Origin of the sequence: Glycomyces tenuis DSM 44171 (assembly GCF_000427885.1) — a bacterium.
Taxonomy (GTDB): Bacteria; Actinomycetota; Actinomycetes; order Mycobacteriales; family Micromonosporaceae; genus Glycomyces; species Glycomyces tenuis.
The window spans coordinates 73,573-93,499 of record NZ_ATYW01000011.1 but is presented as its reverse complement, the minus strand read 5'-3'; the positions used below and the strand labels follow the sequence as shown (position 1 = coordinate 93,499).

Annotated in this window: 21 protein-coding genes; 12 read left to right on the top strand and 9 right to left on the bottom strand. The window is 70.5% G+C overall.

Annotated features, from left to right (window positions below; genetic code table 11):
- Positions 1 to 40 precede the first annotated feature (40 nt).
- Both YWW_RS0114455 and YWW_RS0114450 read left to right on the top strand, forming a co-directional pair.
- Positions 41 to 1,849 carry a hypothetical protein gene (locus YWW_RS0114455; RefSeq protein ID WP_026930666.1) on the top strand — a complete coding sequence of 603 codons (1,809 nt, stop codon included), beginning with the start codon at positions 41 to 43 and terminating at the stop codon, positions 1,847 to 1,849.
- A gap of 40 nt (positions 1,850 to 1,889) precedes the next feature.
- Positions 1,890 to 3,131 carry a deoxyguanosinetriphosphate triphosphohydrolase gene (locus YWW_RS0114450; RefSeq protein WP_211228568.1) on the top strand — a complete coding sequence of 414 codons (1,242 nt, stop codon included), beginning with the start codon at positions 1,890 to 1,892 and terminating at the stop codon, positions 3,129 to 3,131.
- Positions 3,132 to 3,139: 8 nt separating this feature from the next.
- Here YWW_RS0114450 and YWW_RS30540 read toward each other — a convergent pair whose 3' ends face one another.
- Entirely contained in the window at positions 3,140 to 4,390 is a 1,251-nt protein-coding gene (locus tag YWW_RS30540) for a PP2C family protein-serine/threonine phosphatase (protein WP_211228567.1), read from the bottom strand.
- 224 nt (positions 4,391 to 4,614) lie between these two features.
- On the opposite strand from YWW_RS30540, the gene YWW_RS0114440 reads away from it, so the two are divergent.
- Positions 4,615 to 4,830: a type II toxin-antitoxin system VapB family antitoxin gene (locus tag YWW_RS0114440; protein ID WP_026930664.1), complete on the top strand. Its 216-nt coding sequence runs from the start codon at positions 4,615 to 4,617 to the stop codon at positions 4,828 to 4,830.
- A complete protein-coding gene (locus YWW_RS0114435; RefSeq protein WP_026930663.1) occupies positions 4,827 to 5,249 on the top strand; it encodes a PIN domain nuclease in 423 nt (140 codons plus the stop codon). Before YWW_RS0114440 ends, YWW_RS0114435 begins: the two co-directional genes overlap by 4 nt.
- A gap of 135 nt (positions 5,250 to 5,384) precedes the next feature.
- Here YWW_RS0114435 and YWW_RS38255 read toward each other — a convergent pair whose 3' ends face one another.
- From YWW_RS38255 to sepX, 3 genes are all read right to left on the bottom strand, one after another.
- Positions 5,385 to 5,495: a type II toxin-antitoxin system VapB family antitoxin gene (locus YWW_RS38255; RefSeq protein ID WP_425402697.1), complete on the bottom strand. Its 111-nt coding sequence runs from the start codon at positions 5,493 to 5,495 to the stop codon at positions 5,385 to 5,387.
- 71 nt (positions 5,496 to 5,566) lie between these two features.
- The gene (trmB, locus tag YWW_RS0114425) at positions 5,567 to 6,253 is read right to left on the bottom strand and encodes a tRNA (guanosine(46)-N7)-methyltransferase TrmB (RefSeq protein WP_026930662.1); all 687 of its coding nucleotides are present in this window, start codon (positions 6,251 to 6,253) and stop codon (positions 5,567 to 5,569) included.
- Positions 6,220 to 7,035, bottom strand: a complete 816-nt coding sequence (gene sepX, locus YWW_RS30530) for a divisome protein SepX/GlpR (RefSeq protein WP_155830182.1) — start codon at positions 7,033 to 7,035, stop codon at positions 6,220 to 6,222. Before sepX ends, trmB begins: the two co-directional genes overlap by 34 nt.
- Before the next feature lie 363 nt (positions 7,036 to 7,398).
- Between sepX and YWW_RS37790 the strand changes: the two genes are divergently transcribed.
- Positions 7,399 to 9,891: a sigma-70 family RNA polymerase sigma factor gene (locus YWW_RS37790; protein ID WP_051325825.1), complete on the top strand. Its 2,493-nt coding sequence runs from the start codon at positions 7,399 to 7,401 to the stop codon at positions 9,889 to 9,891.
- Positions 9,892 to 9,917: 26 nt separating this feature from the next.
- Positions 9,918 to 10,433 (top strand): GtrA family protein, encoded by a 516-nt coding sequence (locus YWW_RS30515; protein ID WP_155830181.1) that lies wholly within the window; start codon positions 9,918 to 9,920, stop codon positions 10,431 to 10,433.
- A 78-nt stretch (positions 10,434 to 10,511) separates the two neighbouring features.
- On the opposite strand, the gene YWW_RS30510 is transcribed toward YWW_RS30515, so the two are convergent.
- From YWW_RS30510 to YWW_RS35125, 3 genes are all read right to left on the bottom strand, one after another.
- The gene (locus YWW_RS30510) at positions 10,512 to 11,036 is read right to left on the bottom strand and encodes a PH domain-containing protein (protein WP_035701989.1); all 525 of its coding nucleotides are present in this window, start codon (positions 11,034 to 11,036) and stop codon (positions 10,512 to 10,514) included.
- A gap of 256 nt (positions 11,037 to 11,292) precedes the next feature.
- Entirely contained in the window at positions 11,293 to 12,279 is a 987-nt protein-coding gene (locus YWW_RS34145; protein WP_051325823.1) for a TrmB family transcriptional regulator, read from the bottom strand.
- A gap of 11 nt (positions 12,280 to 12,290) precedes the next feature.
- On the bottom strand, positions 12,291 to 13,106 hold the full coding sequence (locus tag YWW_RS35125) for a biotin--[acetyl-CoA-carboxylase] ligase (RefSeq protein ID WP_035702032.1): 816 nt from the start codon (positions 13,104 to 13,106) through the stop codon (positions 12,291 to 12,293).
- 42 nt (positions 13,107 to 13,148) lie between these two features.
- Here YWW_RS35125 and YWW_RS0114390 point away from each other — a divergent pair, with 42 nt between their 5' ends.
- From YWW_RS0114390 to YWW_RS0114375, 4 genes are all read left to right on the top strand, one after another.
- A complete protein-coding gene (locus YWW_RS0114390) occupies positions 13,149 to 14,723 on the top strand; it encodes an acyl-CoA carboxylase subunit beta (protein ID WP_211228566.1) in 1,575 nt (524 codons plus the stop codon).
- A gap of 176 nt (positions 14,724 to 14,899) precedes the next feature.
- Positions 14,900 to 15,910, top strand: a complete 1,011-nt coding sequence (locus YWW_RS0114385; protein ID WP_051325822.1) for an NYN domain-containing protein — start codon at positions 14,900 to 14,902, stop codon at positions 15,908 to 15,910.
- 8 nt (positions 15,911 to 15,918) lie between these two features.
- Positions 15,919 to 16,131 (top strand): acyl-CoA carboxylase subunit epsilon, encoded by a 213-nt coding sequence (locus tag YWW_RS0114380; RefSeq protein WP_035701983.1) that lies wholly within the window; start codon positions 15,919 to 15,921, stop codon positions 16,129 to 16,131.
- Positions 16,128 to 16,724, top strand: a complete 597-nt coding sequence (locus YWW_RS0114375; protein WP_026930659.1) for a Maf family protein — start codon at positions 16,128 to 16,130, stop codon at positions 16,722 to 16,724. The genes YWW_RS0114380 and YWW_RS0114375 overlap by 4 nt, the downstream gene beginning before the upstream one ends.
- A 33-nt stretch (positions 16,725 to 16,757) precedes the next feature.
- On the opposite strand, the gene YWW_RS0114370 is transcribed toward YWW_RS0114375, so the two are convergent.
- Both YWW_RS0114370 and YWW_RS30495 read right to left on the bottom strand, forming a co-directional pair.
- Entirely contained in the window at positions 16,758 to 17,300 is a 543-nt protein-coding gene (locus YWW_RS0114370) for a thioredoxin family protein (protein WP_026930658.1), read from the bottom strand.
- Between the two features lie 709 nt (positions 17,301 to 18,009).
- A complete protein-coding gene (locus YWW_RS30495) occupies positions 18,010 to 18,666 on the bottom strand; it encodes a MerR family transcriptional regulator (RefSeq protein ID WP_035701980.1) in 657 nt (218 codons plus the stop codon).
- 92 nt (positions 18,667 to 18,758) lie between these two features.
- Between YWW_RS30495 and YWW_RS30490 the strand changes: the two genes are divergently transcribed.
- Positions 18,759 to 19,451, top strand: a complete 693-nt coding sequence (locus tag YWW_RS30490) for a DUF2306 domain-containing protein (protein ID WP_051325821.1) — start codon at positions 18,759 to 18,761, stop codon at positions 19,449 to 19,451.
- A gap of 26 nt (positions 19,452 to 19,477) precedes the next feature.
- The gene (locus tag YWW_RS0114355) at positions 19,478 to 19,909 is read left to right on the top strand and encodes a GNAT family N-acetyltransferase (protein ID WP_026930657.1); all 432 of its coding nucleotides are present in this window, start codon (positions 19,478 to 19,480) and stop codon (positions 19,907 to 19,909) included.
- Positions 19,910 to 19,927: the final 18 nt, after the last annotated feature.

The following is a 19,927-nucleotide window of genomic DNA, read 5'->3' as shown; positions in this document are numbered from 1 at the left end:
CCGGGATGTTCGTGTTGCACTGACGGCCTAGCGTCGAAGGATGTCGAGCTTCAACAACCCGCAGCAGTACAACGTCGAGCCCGGTCCCGGGCCCGCCGCGGCGGGAGGGCAGCCCTCACCGCAGTACCAGCCGCAGCCGCAGATGCAGCCTCCGCCGCCCGGTTACGCCGAGCAGCCCCCGCCCCCGCCGGGCGCGCCGGGCGCCTACGGCGGGCAGCCGCCGTTCCAGCCGCCGGGCGGCTACGCCCCGATGCCGCCCGGCCCGGCGCCGCGCCGCCGCCGCGGGCCCGTCATCCTCGCCTCAGTGCTGTCGGTCGCGCTCGTGGCCGCCATCGGGGCGTTCGTGTTCTTCAACTTCTTCTGGACCTCCGGCCCCGACCCGGCCGAGCGGTTCCCGTCCTCGGCGTCCATGTACCTCGAGGTCAACCTCGACCCGTCGTTCGACCAGACGCCGAAGCTCATCGACCACCTGAACAAGTTCGAGGGGCTCGACTACGACGACACCAACGACATCCTCGCCGACGTGCTCGAAGAGGCCGGCATGGAGGACGTCGACGCCGACGAGGACATCGCCTCCTGGCTCGGCCGCCGCCACGGCATGGCCATGTGGTCCCACGACGAGCAGCCGTACGCCGTGGTCAACCTCGCCAGCACCGACGCCGAGGCCGCCGAGGCCGGCCTGGAGAAGATCCGCGAGTCCTCCGGCGTCAGCGAGGACCAGTGGGCCTACACCGTCGGCGACGACTCCGTCCTGATGGTCGCCGGCGACTCGGGCGCCGCCGCGGCGCTCGAGGCCGCCGAGTCCGAGGCCGGCTCCTCGCCGCTGTCGGGCTCGGACTCCTACGAGGAGGCCCGCTCCTGGCTCGACGGCGACCAGCTCGCCGTCTACTGGTTCGACGTCGAGGCCTTCACCGAGACGGTCGGGATGATGGGCGACGAGGGCACGGTCACCGCGCTCGGCTCGACGTTCTCGGGCCACTTCATCGCCGGCTTCTCGGCCTTCGACGAGGGCTTCGAGCTGTCCTACCGCCACTTCGGCGAGGAGGACAACCCGTGGACCGGCTCGGAGGAGCTGCTCGCCGACATGGGCGAGATGCCCGCCTCGGACATCGCCGTGACCGCCGACGTCCCCGAGAACCTCGCCGAGATCACCGAGGAGTGGACGAGCGAGCTCGAAGGGCTCTCCGGCGAGACCGACGGCGGCTCCGAGACCACCGACAGCGGCCCGCTCACCGACGAGGAGTACGCCGAATACCAGGAACTCGACCAGCAGTGGTGGGACGACACCCTCGCCCCCGAGGACGAGGAGCGCTACTACGAACTCGAGCAGCGCTACTGGACCTACGGCACCGAGGACGACCCCGTCGAGACCGACTACGACACCGGCTCGGACTACGAGGACGCCCTCGGCGAGGCTGAGGAGTTCATCGACCTGCTCTCCGGCGCCCAGCTGTCCATCGCGGCCGACTTCCCCGCCGAAGGCGGGGAGTTCGACCCCGAGACGCTGTTCGCCTCCGTGGTCCTGTCCGAGGACCGCGCCGAGGAGCTCAACACGATGATCGAGGAGATGAGCGGCGGCGAGGCCCTCCCCGAGGGCGTCGAGGTCGACGGCTCGTCACTGTCCTACGAGGGCGGCGGCGTCGCCGACGGCACCCTCGCCGACGACGAGCGCTTCAGCGCCTTCGCCGACGCCGCGCCCGACAGCGCCGCCTTCGGCGTGTGGGTCGACCTGGCCGACGTCTCCTCGTACGAGGAGTTCAGCGGCGCCGAGCCGCTGTCGGCCTTCGCCTGGGCCCAGGGCTCGGTCGACGGCGACGGCACCGGCCTGGCCCGCCTCTACCTGAAGTAACGCCTCGAAGCACGGGATCGGTCACGCTAGGCTCGACGGCGTGACCGATCCCGTGCTTCGCGCGTCCCGCCTCGGACCCGCCGAGGAGCGCCGTGTGCGCGAGGCGGCGTCGGTGCGCTCGCCGTTCCAGCGGGACCGGGCGAGAGTCCTGCACTCGGCGGGCTTCCGCCGCCTGGCGTCCAAGACGCAGGTGCACACCGCGGGCACGGACGACTTCCTCCGCACGCGCCTGACGCACTCCCTCGAGGTCGCCCAGATCGCCCGCGAGACCGGCGACAAGCTCGGCTGCGACCCGGACGTGGTGGACGTCGCGGGTCTGGCGCACGACCTGGGGCACCCGCCGTTCGGCCACAACGGCGAGGACGCGCTGCACGCGGTCTCGGGCCCGTGCGGCGGCTTCGAGGGCAACGCCCAGACGCTGCGGGTCCTGACCCGCCTGGAGGCGAAGGTCCTCGACGCCGGCGGCGCCTCGGTGGGCCTCAACCTGACGCGCGCCTCCCTGGACGCGGCCTGCAAGTACCCGTGGGAGGCCCGGCCCGGGACGCGCAAGTTCGGCGTCTACGCGGACGACCGCCCGGTCTTCGACTGGTTCCGCGCCGGGGCGCCGGCGGGGGAGCAGTGCCTCGAAGCGCAGGTGATGGACTGGTCGGACGACGTCGCCTACTCGGTCCACGACCTCGAGGACGGCCTCCACGGCGGCTATATCGACCTGGCGACGCTGATGGACGACGCGGACGAGCAGGCCGGGGTGTGCGCCGACGCGGCCGGACGCTACGCCGAGGAGTCCGAGGCGACCCTCGCCGAGGCGCTGGGGGAGCTGCTGCGCGATCCGGTGATGCGGGGCCTCCACGACTACGACGGCTCCTTCGCGGCGATGGTGGCCCTGAAGTCCTTCACCTCGACCATGGTGGGCCGCTTCGTGAACGCCGCGGTGGCGGCGACCCGCGAACGCTACGGCGAGGCGCCGCTGCGCCGCTACGACGCGAGGCTTGTCGTCCCCGAACGCGAGCGGATCCAGTGCGCCCTCCTCAAGGGCATCGCCTGGCGCTATGTGATGCGGCCGAGGACGGCCGAGCCCTACTACGCGCGCCAGCGGGAGATCCTCACCGAGCTCGTCGCCCTGCTCGGCGAGCGCGGCCCCGAGGCGATGGAGCCGATGTTCGCCGCCGCCTGGCGCTCGGCCGGCGACGACGCCGAGCGCCTGCGCGTCGTGATCGACCAGGTGGCGTCCCTGACCGACGCCTCGGCGACCGCCTGGCACGCCGGGCTCTCGACCGCCTGAGGCGGCGCTCACAGCTGCGGCAGGCCGGCGAGCCGTTCGAGCCGGCGCCGGCCGATCGCCTCGGAGTCGATCCGCTCGGCCAGGAGCACGGTCGCGTCGTCGGTCAGCTTCCCGCCGTGGTGGTGCAGGATGCTGCGGACGAGCCGACGCAGCGTCTCGGGCGTCGACAGCCGGTCGGTGTGGCGCCGGATGAGGAAGTCGGTGAACTGGTCCAGCCCGAACTCCTCACCGCTGTGGTTGCGGGCCTCGATGATGCCGTCGGTGTAGAGCACGACGCGGTCGCCCGGCTCGAGCTGCTCGTCGCACACCACGGGCTCCAGGCCCAGGTCGGTGCCCATCGGGTGGGCCGGGGGGCATTCCAGCACGGTCGACCAGCGCTGGCCTCGGATGACGATCGGTGGCGGATGGCCGCGGTTGACCCAGGTCAGCACGCCGTCGCGCGTGTCCAGGGCGGCGAGGACGCCGGTGACGTACTGGTCCCCGCCGAACTGCTCGATGAGGACGCGCTCGATCTCCACGCTGGTCTCGGCGAGGCCGAAGTCCCGGCGCCGCCGGTTCCGGTAGGTGGCCACGGCCAGGTTGGCCGCGATCCCGGCGGCCGTGTCGTGCCCCATGGAGTCGAACACCGCCAGGTGGGCCACCTCGCCGGCCATGGCGTAGTCGAAGGCGTCGCCCCCGACCTCGTAGGCGGGCTCCATGACGCCGCTGATCACCACGTGGGTGTCCGCGTACGTCCGCGGCGGCATGAGCTGCCACTCCTGCTCGGCCGCGATCCCCATCCGCTTGGTCCGCAGCAGGCGCGGGTAGGCGTCGCTGGAGCGGCGCCGGGCCAGCAGCACCAGCGCGACCATCGAGGCGAAGCGCTCCACCTTCCGCTGCGTCTCCGGGCTGTCGTCCGCGACGTCCGCCCGCAGCACGCCCAGGCGTTCGGTGCCCTTGATCAGCGGCACCCAGCACTGGGGGCGGCCTTGCTCGCCCTCCGTCCCGAAGACGGGCTGCCCGTACTGGAAGGCGCGGCCCGCCAGCGTGCCCTCGACGGCGCACTCGTGCGCGTCCAGCTTGGCGTCGAGGCCGACGCCGGTCATCTCCCGCAGCACTTCCTGCTGGATGTCGACCAGGTAGATCGCCACGTCCTCCAGGTCGGCCATGGCCGCGCACCGGTTCACCTCCTGCGGGATGTCGTTGAAGGCGACCAGGTGGCTCGCGTCCAGCAGGCTGACGAGCATGGCGAGGACGCCGCGCTCGAAGTGAGTGTCCATGGCACGTCCCCCCACCCCGGAGCCGCTCGGCCCGGACCCCTGGGTTTTCCAGCCCGAGGAGAACGAAACGTGTATTCGGGCGGCTCGGTCCCCGGCGGACGTCCCGGACCGTCCGCCGATCAGGGGCATTGAGAAAAGCTCTTCGCGTCGGTGTGTCCCGCCCGAATCTGGATATACTTGCCGATAGCTTCGGTGGCATGAGTGATATCAAAGGAGGTGCGGTCATGAGCCGTACTGTGATCGATCTCGACGACGACCTGCTCGCTGAAGTGAGCAAGGCCCTCGGCACCTCGACCAAGAAGGACACCGTCAACTCGGCGCTGAAGGAGGTCCTGGAGACCAGGCGGCGCGCGATGGCGCTGACCAGGCTCCGTGCCATGGTCGCCGATGGTGCGATCGACACGTCGATCTTCGAGGACAAGAGGAATTATCGTCGATGAGTCCAGCTCGGTACCTCATCGACACCAGCGCGCTTTCGAGGTTGCTGTTGAAGAGTTCGGAAGAGCACGGCTGGGACCGGGCGGCGGAAGCGGGTCTGATCGCGCTCTGCTCCGTAGTCGAGCTCGAGTACTTGTACGGTGCCCGCTCGTGGGCCGACCGGCAGCGTCTCGAAGAAGTCTTCATAGGCTTGTTCGGATGGGTCCCGATGGACGATCGCATGTTCCGGCGAGCCGTTGAGGTGCAACAGGCGCTCACCCGCAGGGGACAGCACCGCAGCGCCGGTCCGGTCGACCTCCTTGTGGCGGCCACGGCGGAACTGCATGATCTGTCGCTGCTCCACAGAGACCGCGACTTCGAATGCATCGCGGCCGTCACCGGACAGCCGCTCGAATGGTTCGGCCCCGACCGCTCCGGCTGAATGGGCGGTGCCGTTGTTCGCAGCTGTCTCTCGGGGGCGACTCGATCGCTGGGGATACCGCTGCGGCTCAGCCAGGCTCGCCGCGCCGGCCCTGTTCGTGAAGGCGCTCGGCCGCCTCCAGCCGCTCTATGTGCTTCACGTACTCGCGTAGGGCCGTGTTGACGGTGTCCTGCTGGTCGTGGTCCCCATGAGGCTCATCGCCTTGCCGAGCACCTCGTCGTCGAGGTCGATCTGCGTGACGGACATGTTCCCCCCGATATCGGTGACCGCAGTGTCATAGGCGCATCGCCCCGTCTTGATGTGTTCGCTGCCGGGACTCAGGCTTTGCGGAAGACCAGGTCGAAGATGTCCCTGCCCGCGGCGGTGCCGCGGCGCTCGAACTTCGTCACCGGGCGGTGCTCGGGCCTGGGCGCGTAGCCCTCGGCGGTGTTCTCCAGGCCCTCGTCGGCCGTGAGGACCTCGAGCATCTGCTCGGCGTAGTCGGCGATGTCGGTGGCGCAGTGGAGGACGCCGCCGCCGCGCAGGAGGCGGCGCATCGACGCCACGTGCGATTCCTGGATGATCCGCCGCTTGTGGTGGCGCTGCTTGGGCCACGGGTCGGGGAAGTACACGCGGATCTCGTCGAGCGAGCCCGGCTCGATCCCGTGCCACAGCAGCGGCAGCGCGTCGCCGGAGTAGACGCGCACGTTGCCCAGGCCGCGCTGCTCGGCGCGGGCCATGAGGTCGGCGACGCCCTGCGGGTAGACCTCGACGGCCAGCAGGTCCCGCCCCGGCTCGGCCTCGGCCATCGCGGCGGCGGCCTCGCCGTTGCCCGAGCCGATCTCCAGGATCACCGGGGCGGTGCGCCCGAACAGCTCGCGGAAGTCGATCGGGCCGTCCGCCGCGTCCCACTCCACGCCGTAGCGCGGCCACAGCCGCGCCATGGCCTCGTCGTGGCGCGGCTTGTTGCGGCCCTGGCGGAAGTTGAACGTCAGGATGTGGCGGTGCTCGGTCTGCTCAGGCATAACCCTTCGAGCTTAGCGGGGGACTCATAGGAGCGGCCCCTGATGCCGCCGGTGGAGTCCGGGCGGCGCGCCTCGGGCCGCGGTGGCGGCGGGTCCTCGTCCTCGCCGAGCGTGCCGTTCTCGAACAGGAACGACTCGCGCCGCTCCTCGTCCTCCTCGTAGCCCTCCTCGCCGCCGGGCTGCTCGGGCACGTACGTCGGCGGGCCCTCCTCGGCGTGCTCGGGCTCGGCGGTGAGCATGGCGCGCGCCGCGCGGGCGGCCTTGCCGCGCGGCAGCCGCTTGGCGCGGGCGCGCAGGAAGTACACGTAGGCGCCGAGGAGCGCGAGCGCGAGTCCGGCGCCGATCCAGAAGCCGGGCCCGGCGAGGACGACGCCGAGCAGTTCGAGCAGTGTCAAGGCGATGAGGACGTAGAGGATGCGGCGGTGGCGCCGCCGCCACCATTCCGCCCGCATTGCTCGAAGCCTGGCCGTCTCACGCATCTCGGGGTCCTCGCCGGTCACCGACTGGTCGGCTTCCAACCGTACCGACTCGCCGCGGCCTCTGCCGCGCCGCTCCCACGTCGGGGACGCGGACGGCTCCTCGGGGGGCGCTTCGCCCTGGTCGTCGGCGCCTTCGCCGCGGTGCGGCCCGGGCTTGCGCGCCTCGCGGGTGAGGACGCGGGCGTCGGAGGCGGCGCGGTCGGCGATCATGCGCTCGTCGGGGTCGTAGCGGCGCACCAGCGCCGGGGTCAACGCGAGCAGGCTGGTGGCGACCAGCAGGGCCAATAGGACCGAAGCGGGCATTGCTCACCTCCCGGGGTCGTTCGCGAGATCCGTGCGTTTCCCAACGGTACGCAATAGCCTGACAGATTTCCGACAGTTGGCTGGAACGTCGCTGAGCATGACCGATACCGTCACGGATGGTCACAATCGAATCACGATTCACGATAATGATGGCTATTTATGGTAAAATGCGTGTTATGTCTTATTTGTGGGTGTTGAGATTTCGCCTAATCTCTAGGCACAACCCGAACCGTAGTCACTCGTTAACCCGATGACGGTGACGAACACCGCTCACGGCCCCGTTCGGCATCGACGCACACGAGCACGACCCGAGCCCCCGAATCCTACGAGCTCGGCGCCATGAGGAAGGAGCCCCGGCGAACCATGCCCGACGACCCGCCCGCCGGCGATCCCCGCAGCGTCGACACCACCGAGCCCGACGCCCTGTCCGACCCCGAACTGCTCGCCGCCACCCGCGGCGGCGACACCGCCGCCTACGCGGTCCTGTACGAACGCCACGTCCACGCCGCCCGCCGCCTCTCCCGCGTCCTGTCCAACGACGCCGCCGGCGCCGACGACCTCGTCTCCGAGACCTTCGCGAAACTCCTCCACACCCTCCGCGAAGGCCGCGGCCCCGACCTCGCCTTCCGCCCCTACATGCTCCGCACCCTCCGCAACACCTTCTACGACCGCCTCCGACGCGACCAGCGCGTCGAGTTCACCGACGACCTCTCCGCCCTCGACACCGGCGAGATCCACACCGACCCCACCGTCGACAGCGCCGTCGAAGGCGCCGAACGCCGCTACGCCGCCCTCGCCTTCGGCAAACTCCCCGAACGCTGGCGCATGGTCCTGTGGCACACCGAGGTCGAAGAGGACTCCCCGGCCCAGATCGCCACCATGCTCGGCATGACCGCGGGCGGGGTCTCCGCCCTCGCCTACCGCGCCCGCGAGAAGCTGCGCCAGAACTACCTCACCGAGCACGCCGCCGACTCCCCGCCCGAGGAGTGCCGCTGGACCGTCGACCGGCTCGGCGCGCGCGTCCGCGGCAAACTCGGCGCCCGCGACGCCGACCGCGTCGACGCCCACCTCGAAGGCTGCGTCTCCTGCAACCTGCTGTTCGCCGAGCTCACCGAGCTCAACTCCGGCCTGCGCCTCATCCTCGGCCCGGTCATCCTCGGCACCGCCGCCGGCCCCTACCTCGCCGGAGCCGCCTCCGCCGCCGGCATCGCCGCGGGCGGCGTCCTCGGCGTCCTCCTCTCCCCGTTCATCGCCTTCGGCAACTGGATCAGGCGCATCGTCCAGCAGATCGGCACCAAGGGCTCGATCGCCGGCGGCACCGCCGCGGCCGTGGCCGCCGCCGTCGCCGTCTTCGTGCTCACCTCCGGCGACGAGACCGAACCGCAGGCCGCACCCGAGCCGCCCGCCGCCGAGGCCCAGGAGGAGGCCCCGCCGCCCGACGACGAGGACGAGCCCGCCGAACCCGAGCCCGAACCGGACGACCCCGAGCCCGACCCGGACGAGCCGGCCGAACCGGCCCCCGACGAGGAAGACGAGCCCGCCGAGGCCGAACCCGCCGCCTACGGCATCGAGCACGGCCTCGGCAGCTCCGGCCTCGTCGCCGGAGGCGAGAGCGTCCTGCCGATCCGCCTGGACCCGGGCCGCTCCGGCGGCGGATACGCGCCCGCCGCCCGCCACGGCGACCGGACCCCCGAATCCGCGCCCGCGCGCCCGGCTGCGTGGGGGCAGGCGGCCGACGGCGGCGTCGCCATCGAGATCACCCTCCCCGCCGGCATCACCCTCGCCTCCGAGACGGCCGCGCCCGGCTGGCGCTGCGAGGGCGACGGCCCCCTCGCCCGGTGCACCATCCGCGAACTGCCCGACCCGGCCGTCGCCGAAGTCCGCATCGCCATCGCCGACGACGTCAGCGGCTACCAGACCTTCACCGTCACCGCCCGCGGCCCGGGCTTCTCCGGCACCACCGAGCTGCGCGTCCCCGTCGCCCCCGCCGGCTCGGCGGTCGCCTACGCCGACCTCGACGCCACCGGCGTCACCGCCGCCGGCAACACCTGGCTCACCTGCGACGTCATCGCCTGCCGCGAGACCACCGGCGCCGGCCTCGGCGACCGCTACCCGATGCGGCCCTACAAACCCTCCCCGGGCCACCCGCAGCCGCCCGCCGGGAAGGACGGCGAGACCGCCAGCGGCGCCGCCCTCGACGTCCCGGCCGACGCCGAGATCCTGTGGGCGGGCCTGTACTGGGCGGGCGTCCACGACGACCTGCCCGAACAGGTGGCGCTGGCCGGGCCGGGCGGCTCCTGGACCGAGCTGAGCGCCGCCGCCGTCACCGACACCGAACCCGGCGAGCAGGCCTTCGCGGACGTCACCGAGCTGGTGCGGGGCCCCGGCGAGTACTGGGTGGCCGTCGACAACCACGCCCTGCCCGCCTCGGAGTGCGAGCACTGGCCGCCGCACGGCGACGCCCACTGCCTCGAGCCGCACTGGGCCGGGTGGTCCCTGGCGGTCGTCTACGCCGAACCGGGCGCCGAGCCCCGGGAGGCCGCCGTCTACGACGGCGCGAGAGCGGCCGACACCGCGATCGAGGTCCGCGGCGGCGGCGAGGTCACCGTCGCCCACACCCTGTGGGGCGGCTCGGCCTACAGCGGCGGCGACGGCCTGGCGATCGGCGGCGCCGCCATGGGGGAGCCGGCGCGGTGCCACGCGAACGGCGCGCTGAACAACCCCGACTGGTACACCTTCGGCGTCGACGTCGCCGTGCACTCGGCCGAGCCCGCCGAGGACGGCGTGATCCGCTTCGAACGCGGCGGCGACCCCTTCATCGTCGGGGCCGTGGCCGTCGCGGCACCGAGCGGGTGAGGGCCGCCGCACGCTACGCTGAGACGGTGCCGAGCACCTCCACCGATACCTCGCCTGAGACGCCTTCCCGCTCAGGGCCGCGCAACCCGATCGCGCGCGGCTGGCGCCTGCTGATGCGGCACCGCGGCGAGCTGTCCCGCTTCGTCGGCGTCGGCGGCACCGCCTACGTCCTCGACGTCGGCCTGTTCAACCTGCTGCTGCTCGGCCTGGACTGGCCCGACTGGGCCGCGAAGACCGTCGCCACCGTGATCGCGACGACGTTCGCGTTCTTCGGCAACCGGCACTGGACGTGGCGCGAACGCCTCGGCTCGAGCGCCGCCCACCGCCAGTACCTGCTGTACTTCTTCTTCAACGGGATCGGCCTGCTCATCTCGCTGGCCTGCCTGTGGGCCAACAACGGCCTCGCCGAGGTCTGGCCGCAGTACTTCGACACGGTGCTCGCGAAGAACATCGCCGCGAACCTCGTCGGCGTCGGCCTGGCCTCGACGTTCCGCTTCTACGCCTACCGCACCTGGGTCTTCCGGCGCTCCGAGCACCGCTGAGCCGCAACGCGAAACGGCGGCCCCTCCGGGAGACCATGCCCCGGAAGGCCCGCCGTTCCGCGTGCGTCGGCCCCGCCGTCAGGTGCCGTCGCCGGCCTGGGCGCGGCGGTTGCGGTCGTCCTCGGCGAGCTGGTAGATGACGGCCTTCACCTTGTCCACCTTGGGAACGTCGGTGAGCTCGATCTCGCCGTCGTCGGTGGCCGAGTCGATCTTCAGGTCCCCGTAGCCGAAGATGCGCTCGGAGATCGACTGCGTGTAGGAGACGGTGTTGACGCGGACCAGCGGGATGTGGCGGCTCTCGCGCGTCACCATGCCGGTCCGCCACATGACGCGCTGGTCGGTGATGACGTAATGCGTGGTCTGCCACTTGATCCAGGGAATGACCGAGAGCCACACGAGCAGGCCGATGGTGGCGACGACCTCGGTGAGGATGAGCCACGTCTTGACCGACCAGTCGGTGCCGGCGGTGTAGTAGACGGCGATGGCGCCGATGAGGAGGAAGACGACGAACCAGAGGACGGGCCCGACGGCCTCCTTCCAGTGCGGGTGCGAATGAAGCTTGACCTGCTCGCCGCGGGCAAGCTGATCGTCGGGATACCCCACTGCGTGACCTCCAGGAGTGAGCGTGACGGGCGGTATTCATGCACGGTCCGCAGGCGCCGTCGCCGCACCGGGCCGCGGCCCCGCGAGCCGCACCGCTGTGCGGTCCGCGAATGCCACCGCTGCGCCGATGCGCGGCTCGCGAGCGTCGCCGTGATGAAAGGGCGGTAATCGTTGCTCCTGCACAGTACAACACCGCGTCCGCACACGGGTCCGCCAGATTCGAGGCCCGCCGGCCCCGGCCCACCGAACCGACCTGTTAGGACACCCATCCCCGCTTGGCGGCGTGCCAGCCCAACTGGATGCGCGTGTCCACCTCGGCGAGATCCATCAGATCGCGGACGCGGCGCTGCACCGTGCGCAGCCCGATCCCCAGCTTGGAGGCGATGGACTGGTCGGTCAGCCCGGCGATGAGCAGACTCAGCAGCAGCGCGTCATCGTCGTCCAGACCCGCGCCCGCCCGCTCGCGCGGCCCCGACCGGGACGGGATGGCCGTCTCCCACAACTGCTCGAACAGCTCCGCGGTCAGCCGTACGATGGACTCGTTCGCGGTGATGAGCGCCCGCGGCTTGTCCGAGCCGGGGTCCTCGATGATCGTGGCGCGGTCGTCGATGACGAGCAGCTTGAGCGGCAAACGCTTGGCGAAACGGATCTCATCGCTCCAGTCCAGATGCTGACGCAGATAGGCGCCCTCACCGTCGGCGTCGAGGACGGAGCGGTCGAACAGCAGCCGGTACCCCACCCCCCGCGCCTGGAGCTCGCGATGCTGGGCGCCGTCGGGCAGCGGCAGCACCATCGGCGGCTTGACGAAGGTGCGGACGCACCGCTCGGCGGTGTCGCGCAGCTGCGTCAGGCGCGACTGGATGGCGACGGCGCCGGTCACCTGCTCCCAGCGGCCCCGGTCGTCCCGCCCGCCCCGACCCGGCCCGGTGCGGTGGATCTCCAGCAGCTCGCGCAGCGCCTCGTAGCCGAAACGGACCGCATCCAGACGCGAGGCGAGCCGCCCGCCCAAGACGAGGTCCGGCGCGACGGCGCGATAGCGCGAATCGGCGGTCATGGTGGCGAAACCGGCGTCGACGAGCTCGCCGAGCAGCCGGTGCACGTCCGACGCCGACAAGCCGCTCTCGGCGGCCAGCTGCGCCACCGACGCGTCGGCCTTGGACAGCAGCACCCGGTAGAGCCGCTCGGAGTCGGCTCCCAGCCCGGTGGCGGTGTCCTCGGGCTCCGCCCGCACGTCCTCGGTCAATACGCCACTCCTCAGTCGCCTCGCCGGAGGTGGACCACATCGCCCGCGGCGACCGTCACCACCTCCTCGCGTCCCTCCCCGTCGCGTCCCGCCACGACCAGCCGGCCGTCCGCGGCGATGTCGGTCGCCACGCCCGCCACCTTGCGGCCGTTCGGGAAAGATACCTCAACGTTGCGTCCGAGCGTCGCCGAATACTCGCGCCACCGCTCGACGACGTGCGCCGGACCGGACTCGCCCCACGTGCGGTAGACGGCCGCGAAATGCGCCAGGAACTCCGCGGCGATCACCTCCCGCTCGAGCGTCGCGGCCCCCGCCAGCAGCAGCGAGGTCGCCTCCGGCACCGGCAGCTCCGATTCGGTCAGCGACACGTTGAGCCCCAGCCCGAGCACGACCGAGCCGTCCTCCGCGCCGCCCGTCGCGAGGATCCCGCACACCTTGCGCCCGCCGATGAGCACGTCGTTGGGCCACTTCAGCCTCGCCGCCACACCCGCGACCGCCCGCAGCGTCTCCTCCAACGCCACCGCCGCCGCCAGACTCAACGTCCCCCACTCCCGCCGCGGACGGCCCGGCCGCAGCAGCACCGACATCATCAGCCCCGCCCCCACCGGGCACGTCCACCGCCGGTCCAGGCGGCCCCGCCCCGCCGTCTGCTGCTCGGCGATGAGGACCCGCCCCTCCCCGCCGCCGCGCCGCGCGACCCCCACCAGATCCGCATTCGTCGAACCAGTGACCTCGACCACATCCACTTCGGTCCAGAAGTCGGACTTCTCCGACAACAAGGACCGCAGCCGGGCCCGGTCCAGTGGCGTCCTCATCGGTGTGCTCACGCACCCAGCGTAGCCACAGACGGGACGGATACGATCCGAAGCGTGACCGACATCGACATCCACACGACGGCCGGGAAGCTCACCGATCACGCCGAGCGCCTCGACGAGGCCGCCACCGGCAACCCCCGCGCCATCGAAAAGCAGCATGAGAAGGGCAAGCGCACCGCACGCGAGCGCCTGGAGGCGCTGCTCGACGAGGGGTCGTTCGTCGAACTCGACGCCCTGGCGCGCCACCGCTCCACCAACTTCGGCATGGAGGCCAACCGGCCCTACGGCGACGGCGTCGTCACCGGCTACGGCACCATCGAAGGCCGCGAAGTATGCGTCTTCGCCCAGGACTTCACCGTCCTCGGCGGCTCCCTCGGCCAAGTCTCCGGCGAGAAGATCACCAAGATCCAAGACCTCGCCCTGCGCACCGGCCGCCCCATCATCGGCATCTCCGACTCCGGCGGCGCCCGCATCCAAGAAGGCGTCGCCAGCCTCGGCGGCTACGGCGACATCTTCTTCCGCAACGTCCGCGCCTCCGGCGTCATCCCCCAGATCTCCCTCATCATGGGCCCATGCGCCGGCGGCGCCGTCTACTCCCCGGCCATCACCGACTTCACCGTCATGGTCGACCAGACCAGCCACATGTTCATCACCGGACCCGACGTCGTCCGCGCCGTCACCGGCGAAGACGTCGGCATGGAAGAACTCGGCGGCGGCCGCACCCACAACGCCGTCGCCGGCAACGCCCACTACCTCGCCAGCGACGAAGACGACGCCCTCGAATACGTCAAACAGCTCCTGTCGTACTTCCCCTCCAACAACCTCGACGAACCGCCGATCTACGAGAGCAAAGACGCCGAACTCGACCTCACCGCCACCGACATCGAACTCGACACCCTCATCCCCGACTCGGCGAACCAGCCCTACGACATGCACACGGTCATCGAAGCCGTCCTCGACGACGGCGAATTCTGCGAGACCCAAGAACTGTTCGCCAAGAACATCATCACCGGCTTCGGCCGCCTCGACGGCCGCCCCGTCGGTGTCGTCGCCAACCAGCCCATGCACTTCGCCGGCTGCCTCGACATCGACGCCTCCGAGAAGGCCGCCCGCTTCATCCGCTTCTGCGACGCGTTCAACATCCCCGTCATCTCCTTCGTCGACGTCCCCGGCTTCCTGCCCGGCACCTCCCAGGAACACGACGGCATCATCCGCCGCGGCGCCAAACTCATCTACGCCTACGCCGAGGCCACCGTCCCCAAACTCACCGTCGTCTGCCGCAAGAACTACGGCGGCGCCTACTGCGTCATGGGCTCCAAACACGTCGGCGCCGACCTCAACCTCGCCTGGCCCACCGCCGAGATCGCCGTCATGGGCTCCCAAGGCGCGGTCAACATCCTCTACCGGCGCGACCTCGCCAAAGCCGACGACGAACAGGCCAAACGCGCCGAACTCATGGCCGACTACGAGGAGAAGCTCAACAACCCGTACATCGCCGCCGAACTCGGCTACATCGACGCGGTCATCCAACCCCGCCAGACCCGCGCCCAACTCGCCCGAGCCCTGCGCATGACCGCCTCCAAGCGCGACGAACTACCCGCCAAGAAGCACGGCAACATCCCCCTCTGACCGGCCCGACACCGGGCCCCGGCCACCCGCCCGGGGCCCGGCGCCCCACCCCGCCGACCAGTCGCGGCACGCGCGGCCGACCCCACCACTCCCACCTCAAGAGCCCGATCCGGGTACCGTCTTAGAGAGCCGGGGGAAGCGGGACATTTCGTCCCGCCCGAGATTGGGAGTGGGCCATGACACAGACTGTAGGGATGCTTCCTGGGCTGCTGACCAGGCGATACGCCATGTTGATCGACGTCGGCTACCTCTACGCGGCGGCCGCCGAACTCCTCCTGGACGCCACATCGCGCAAGGACTACCGCGTCGACGCCGAGAAGCTCATCGGCACCCTCATGGAACGCGCCGGCCACCACCTCCCCGACGGCGAACTGCTGCGCCTGTACTGGTTCGACGCCGCCCGCGACCGCGTCCCCACCGTCGACCAGCGCGTCATCGCCAACATGGAATTCGTCAAAGTCAGACTCGGCAACCTCAACTCACGCGGCCAGCAGAAAGGCGTCGACGCCCAGATCCGATCCGACCTCGAACTGCTCGCCCGCCACCGCGCCATCCACGACGCGATCCTCCTCGCCGGCGACGAGGACATGGTCCCCGCCGTCGAGGTCGCCCAAGCCTACGGCGTCCGCATACACCTATGGGGCGTCGAACCGCCGTACGGCACCAACCAGGCCGAACGACTCGTCTGGGAATCCGACACCGTCGAGACCATCGACGCCGAAGAACTCAAACCCTACTTCGCCAAAAGCGGCACCGCCGCCGCCGCCACCCGCGGCATGGTCGGCGCCCCCATGGCCGAACCCGAACCGGTCGTGCCCAGCCCGGCCGCCGTCTTCGGGCAACGCCAGTCCGTCGCCGTCACCATGAACGCCGCCGACGCCCTCGCCCAGGCCGAATCGGCCCGGCCCAAATTCGTCCGCACCACCCAGACAGGTGAAAAACTCGACCCCGAGACCGTCCGCTCGGTAGGGGAGTACGTGGGGCACAAATGGCTCCTCACCCGCGGCGCCGACAACATCGCCGACCTCCTCCCCGGCCCCCAGCTCCCCACCGTCATCGACAAGGAGCTGCTCGTCGAGGCCGAGAAAGAACTCGGCTACTCTCTACGCGACCACCCCGAAGCCAGAATCTGGGTCCGCGACGGATTCTGGGAGAGGGTCCACCGCGAATTCGACATCGAGGAGTGAGCACAGCGATGAGCCTTGAAGTCAAGGTCCTGAACGGCAACCCCACCGCAGAGGAACTCGCCGCCCTCGTCGGCGTCCTCACCGCACTGCCGCGCGAGGAGGAACCCGCCGACGACGCCGCCCGCCGCCGCGCCTCCTGGACCGACCCGGGCCTGCGGCTGCGAGTGCGCCGCTCCTGGCGCGACACCGCCGTCCCCGCCCGCCGGGGGACGGACCGTTGACCCGCCCCCTCGTCCTGGCCTCCCAGTCACCCGCCAGACGGGCACTGCTCGACGCCGCGGGCCTCACCCCCGAGGTGATCGTCTCCGGCGTCGACGAGAGCCGAGTCATCGGCCACGACGCCGCCGAACTGGCCTCCACCCTCGCCGAACTCAAAGCCCAGGCCGTCCTCAACCTCGTCAGCCGCGAATCGCTCGTCCTCGGCTGCGACTCCGTGCTGGACTTCGACGGCGAGATCCTCGGCAAACCCGACGGCCCCGAAGAGGCGAGCTCCCGCTGGAAGCGAATGCGCGGACGCTCGGGCACCCTGCACACCGGCCACTGCCTGATCGACGCCGCCGCCGACAGGCGCATCATCCGCGCCTCGGGGACCGTCGTCCACTTCGCGGAGGTCTCGGACGCGGAGATCGCCGCGTACGTCGCCACCGGTGAGCCGCTCCACGTCGCCGGCTCGTTCACACTCGACGGCTACGGATCGGCGTTCATCGACCGCATCGAAGGCGACCCGGGCACCGTCATCGGCCTCTCGATGCCCTTGCTGCGCGGCATGCTCGGCGAACTCGAGATCGCCCTGACCGACCTGTGGCGGTCCTGACCGCGCGGGCCGGAGCCCGCGCGGCCGGCATCGCTAATCGCGCCATTTGATGCCGCAGCCCGTCGACGGGTAGTGCGGCTCGGGAACCGGCTCGCCCTTGCGGACGGATTCGACGGCGGCGGCGAGGTACTCGCCGGTCACCGCGACGCCGTTGCCCGGCGTCGAACCGTCGAACGCGCCCCGGTAGGCGAGGGTGCGGTCGGGGCCGTAGAGGAAGAAGTCGGGCGTGCAGGCGGCCTTGTAGGCGCGGGCGACCTCCTGCGACTCGTCCACCAGGTACGGGAACGTCCAAGCGGCGCGGGCGATCTGCTCGGCGAGGCCCGCGGGGGCGTCGTCGGGGTAGTTCTCGGCGTCGTTGGAGCAGATGGCGACGACATCGAGATCGGCCTGCCCGGCCGCGAACGACCCGAAGGCCTGCTCGATGTGCTTGACATAGGGGCAGTGGTTGCAGGCGAACACGACCAGCAGGGCCGGCGCGTCGAAATCGGCGAGCGAACGCTCGACGCCCTCGAGGTCCGGCAGCGTGAAGTCCGGCGCGGGCGTGCCGAGCGGCACCATGTTCGAGTTGAGTGACACGGGTATCGCACTCCTGGGATAGATCGGTGGTCGGCCTCCATCGTAGGGACCGAGCCCGCCGGAATCCAATCCCACGCCTCCGAACCGCAACGCCACCACCCTCATCGGAAGTTATCCACAGGGCAAAAACTTTTCCTTGAAGGTCTTGACTTCCTATGAAACGCTGCGCTCAGTTTTGGTGTAGGTAGGCGGTTGATGGGGGCCGCGCGGACCGCCGAAAGATCGCGACGCGGGATGGCACCCGCGCCGCGGCACCTCCACCAGACGCCCGCGGGGGCGGAAGCGGCCGGGCCTGCCAAGCCCGGCCGCTTACGCCCGAACATGTGGCGACGGATTTTCGAGCCGCGGCGCTTCGCACCGCTGCTGCGCAGCAGACTCCGGGCCAGGTGCCCTGCTGCTTTGATTACCTGGCCCGGAGTCCCACCACGCAAATCCCAGCGGATTTGAGCGGCGGGACTCCGGGCCAGGTAATCGGAGTCCCGCCGCGGGCCGCTCGGTCTACCCCACTTTCGCCGAGCGGCCTCCTGGTGATGGAGGCAATGTCTCTTGTCGAGCAGTGACCTTGCCGTAGCCTGCCCATCACGGAGCGATATGGAAATACCGTACAGCGGCACAATCGCCTTGCGAAGTCAAAAACCCGACAGGTGCAGACATTGCCATTCGCGCATGTGGTCGGTCTGCGGGCCGTATGGGATGTGTCCCTTGAGGATTACTCGCGGTCGGTGTCGTCCCGCGCTTCTCTGGGTGCTTTGAATCGTCTTCCCGACACTTCGATGTGCGCGAGGCGCCGCATCGCCGAGAAGAAGGCGTCGCCGAGCACCGTGCCGATGATCATCGACTCGAGGATCTCGTCCCGGTCGCTCTGTGCCGACAGCATCTCGATGTCGGTCTCGGCCACCATCTGCGCCGCCCGCGCGTAGTCGTCGGCGCGTTCGATCAGTTCGTCCATGCCGAGCAGTCGCAGTGTCCCGATGACGTCCGCGAGCACCTTCACCCGCTCGCGCTGGGGCAGTGCCCTCTTCCAGCCGTGCCGTTCGGCGATCGCGTAGGCCTCCGCCAGGTCGTCCCGCGCGGGCTCGGCCACCTCGCGCGTCTTGTCCATCGCGCGGGAGACCACCCCGAGCGCGCTGTCGACGTCGCGCTCCGGGTCGCTCGCCTTGTCCAGGATCTCGCGGACCTTCGCGATCGGCAGCGACCCGGTCTCCACGAGCGCGCGCACCAGGCGGAGCCGTCGGACGTGCTCCTCGCCGTAGCTGACCTGGTTGTAGCCGGTCCGCTCCCCGCCGGCCAGGATCCCTTCCCGCACGTAGTACTTGATCGTGGCCACCGGCACGCCCGTTCTGACGCTGAGCTCTCCGATTCGCATTGGTCTTTCTTACCCGACTCCTCGTTTGATCCGGCTTCGAATTAGTGATACCTTCACTATCGATAGTATCACTCACGATAAGGAGCCACCCCATGGTCTCGCTCTCCACGCCCCCCAGGCCCGCGCCCGCCCGCCGCCGCGGCCGCATCGCAGTCGCCGTCGTCGCCGCGCTCAGCGTCGGCATCGTCCTCTACGCCGTGCCCGCCTACCTCGTCCCCGGGGACGTCGAACCGCGGGTCGGCGTCCGCGACGACGTCGCGATCCACCTGCCGTTCCTGATCGTCCACGCCGCCACCGGCGGCATCGCGCTCCTGCTCGGGCCCTTCCAGTTCTTCGCGAGCATCCGCCGCCGCCACCCGAAGGTCCACCGGATCATCGGCCGCACCTACCTGCTCGGCGGTGTCCTTCCCAGCAGCCTCACCGGCATCGTCGTGGCGGCGCTGAGCGTTTCCGGGCCGATCGCGGTAGTCACGTTCATCACCCTCGACGTCGTCTGGTTCTACTCCGCCTACCGCGCGTACAAGGCCGTCCGCGCCCGCGACTTCGCCGAGCACGAACGCTGGATGCTGCGCAACATGGCCTTCACCTTCGCCGCGGTCACCCTGCGGCTCTACCTCGGCCTGTTCATCGGCCTCCAGATCCCGTTCCTGGAGTCGGCCTACGGCGGCGAGTTCGAGTCGCTCTTCGCCGTCGCCTACACCGCCGCGGCCGTCTCGTCCGTCGTCTTCAACTGGCTGTTCATCGAGATCCACCTGCGGCGCAAGCAGGCTGGTAGGGTGGCCTGACCAGCTGACGGAACCGGAGGGACGACATGGGCGAGCCCCCATACGTCATCAGCGGCGACCCCGAGCGACTCGACCTTGCATGGATCCACAAGGTCATCTCCACCGACACCTACTGGGCCGAAGGGCGCTCGCGGGAACGCAGCGATCGGGCGATCGAGCATTCCCTGTGCTACGGCGTCTACCACAGTTCGGGGCGGCAGCTGGGGATCGCGAGAGTGGTGACCGACCGCGTCACGTTCGCCTGGCTGTGCGACGTCTACATCGACCCCGAAGCGCGCGGCGACGGCATCGGCAAACGGCTGGTCGCCCACGTCCTCGACGACCTCGACCGGATGGGGCTGCGGCGGGTCCTCCTCGCCACCCAAGGCGCCGAAGAGTTCTACCGGCGCTTCGACTTCGCCGAGGTCGACGACGACTCCTCCACGTGGATGGCCAAGCGCTGGCCCGGCCGCACATAGGCCGCGATTGGCGGACGA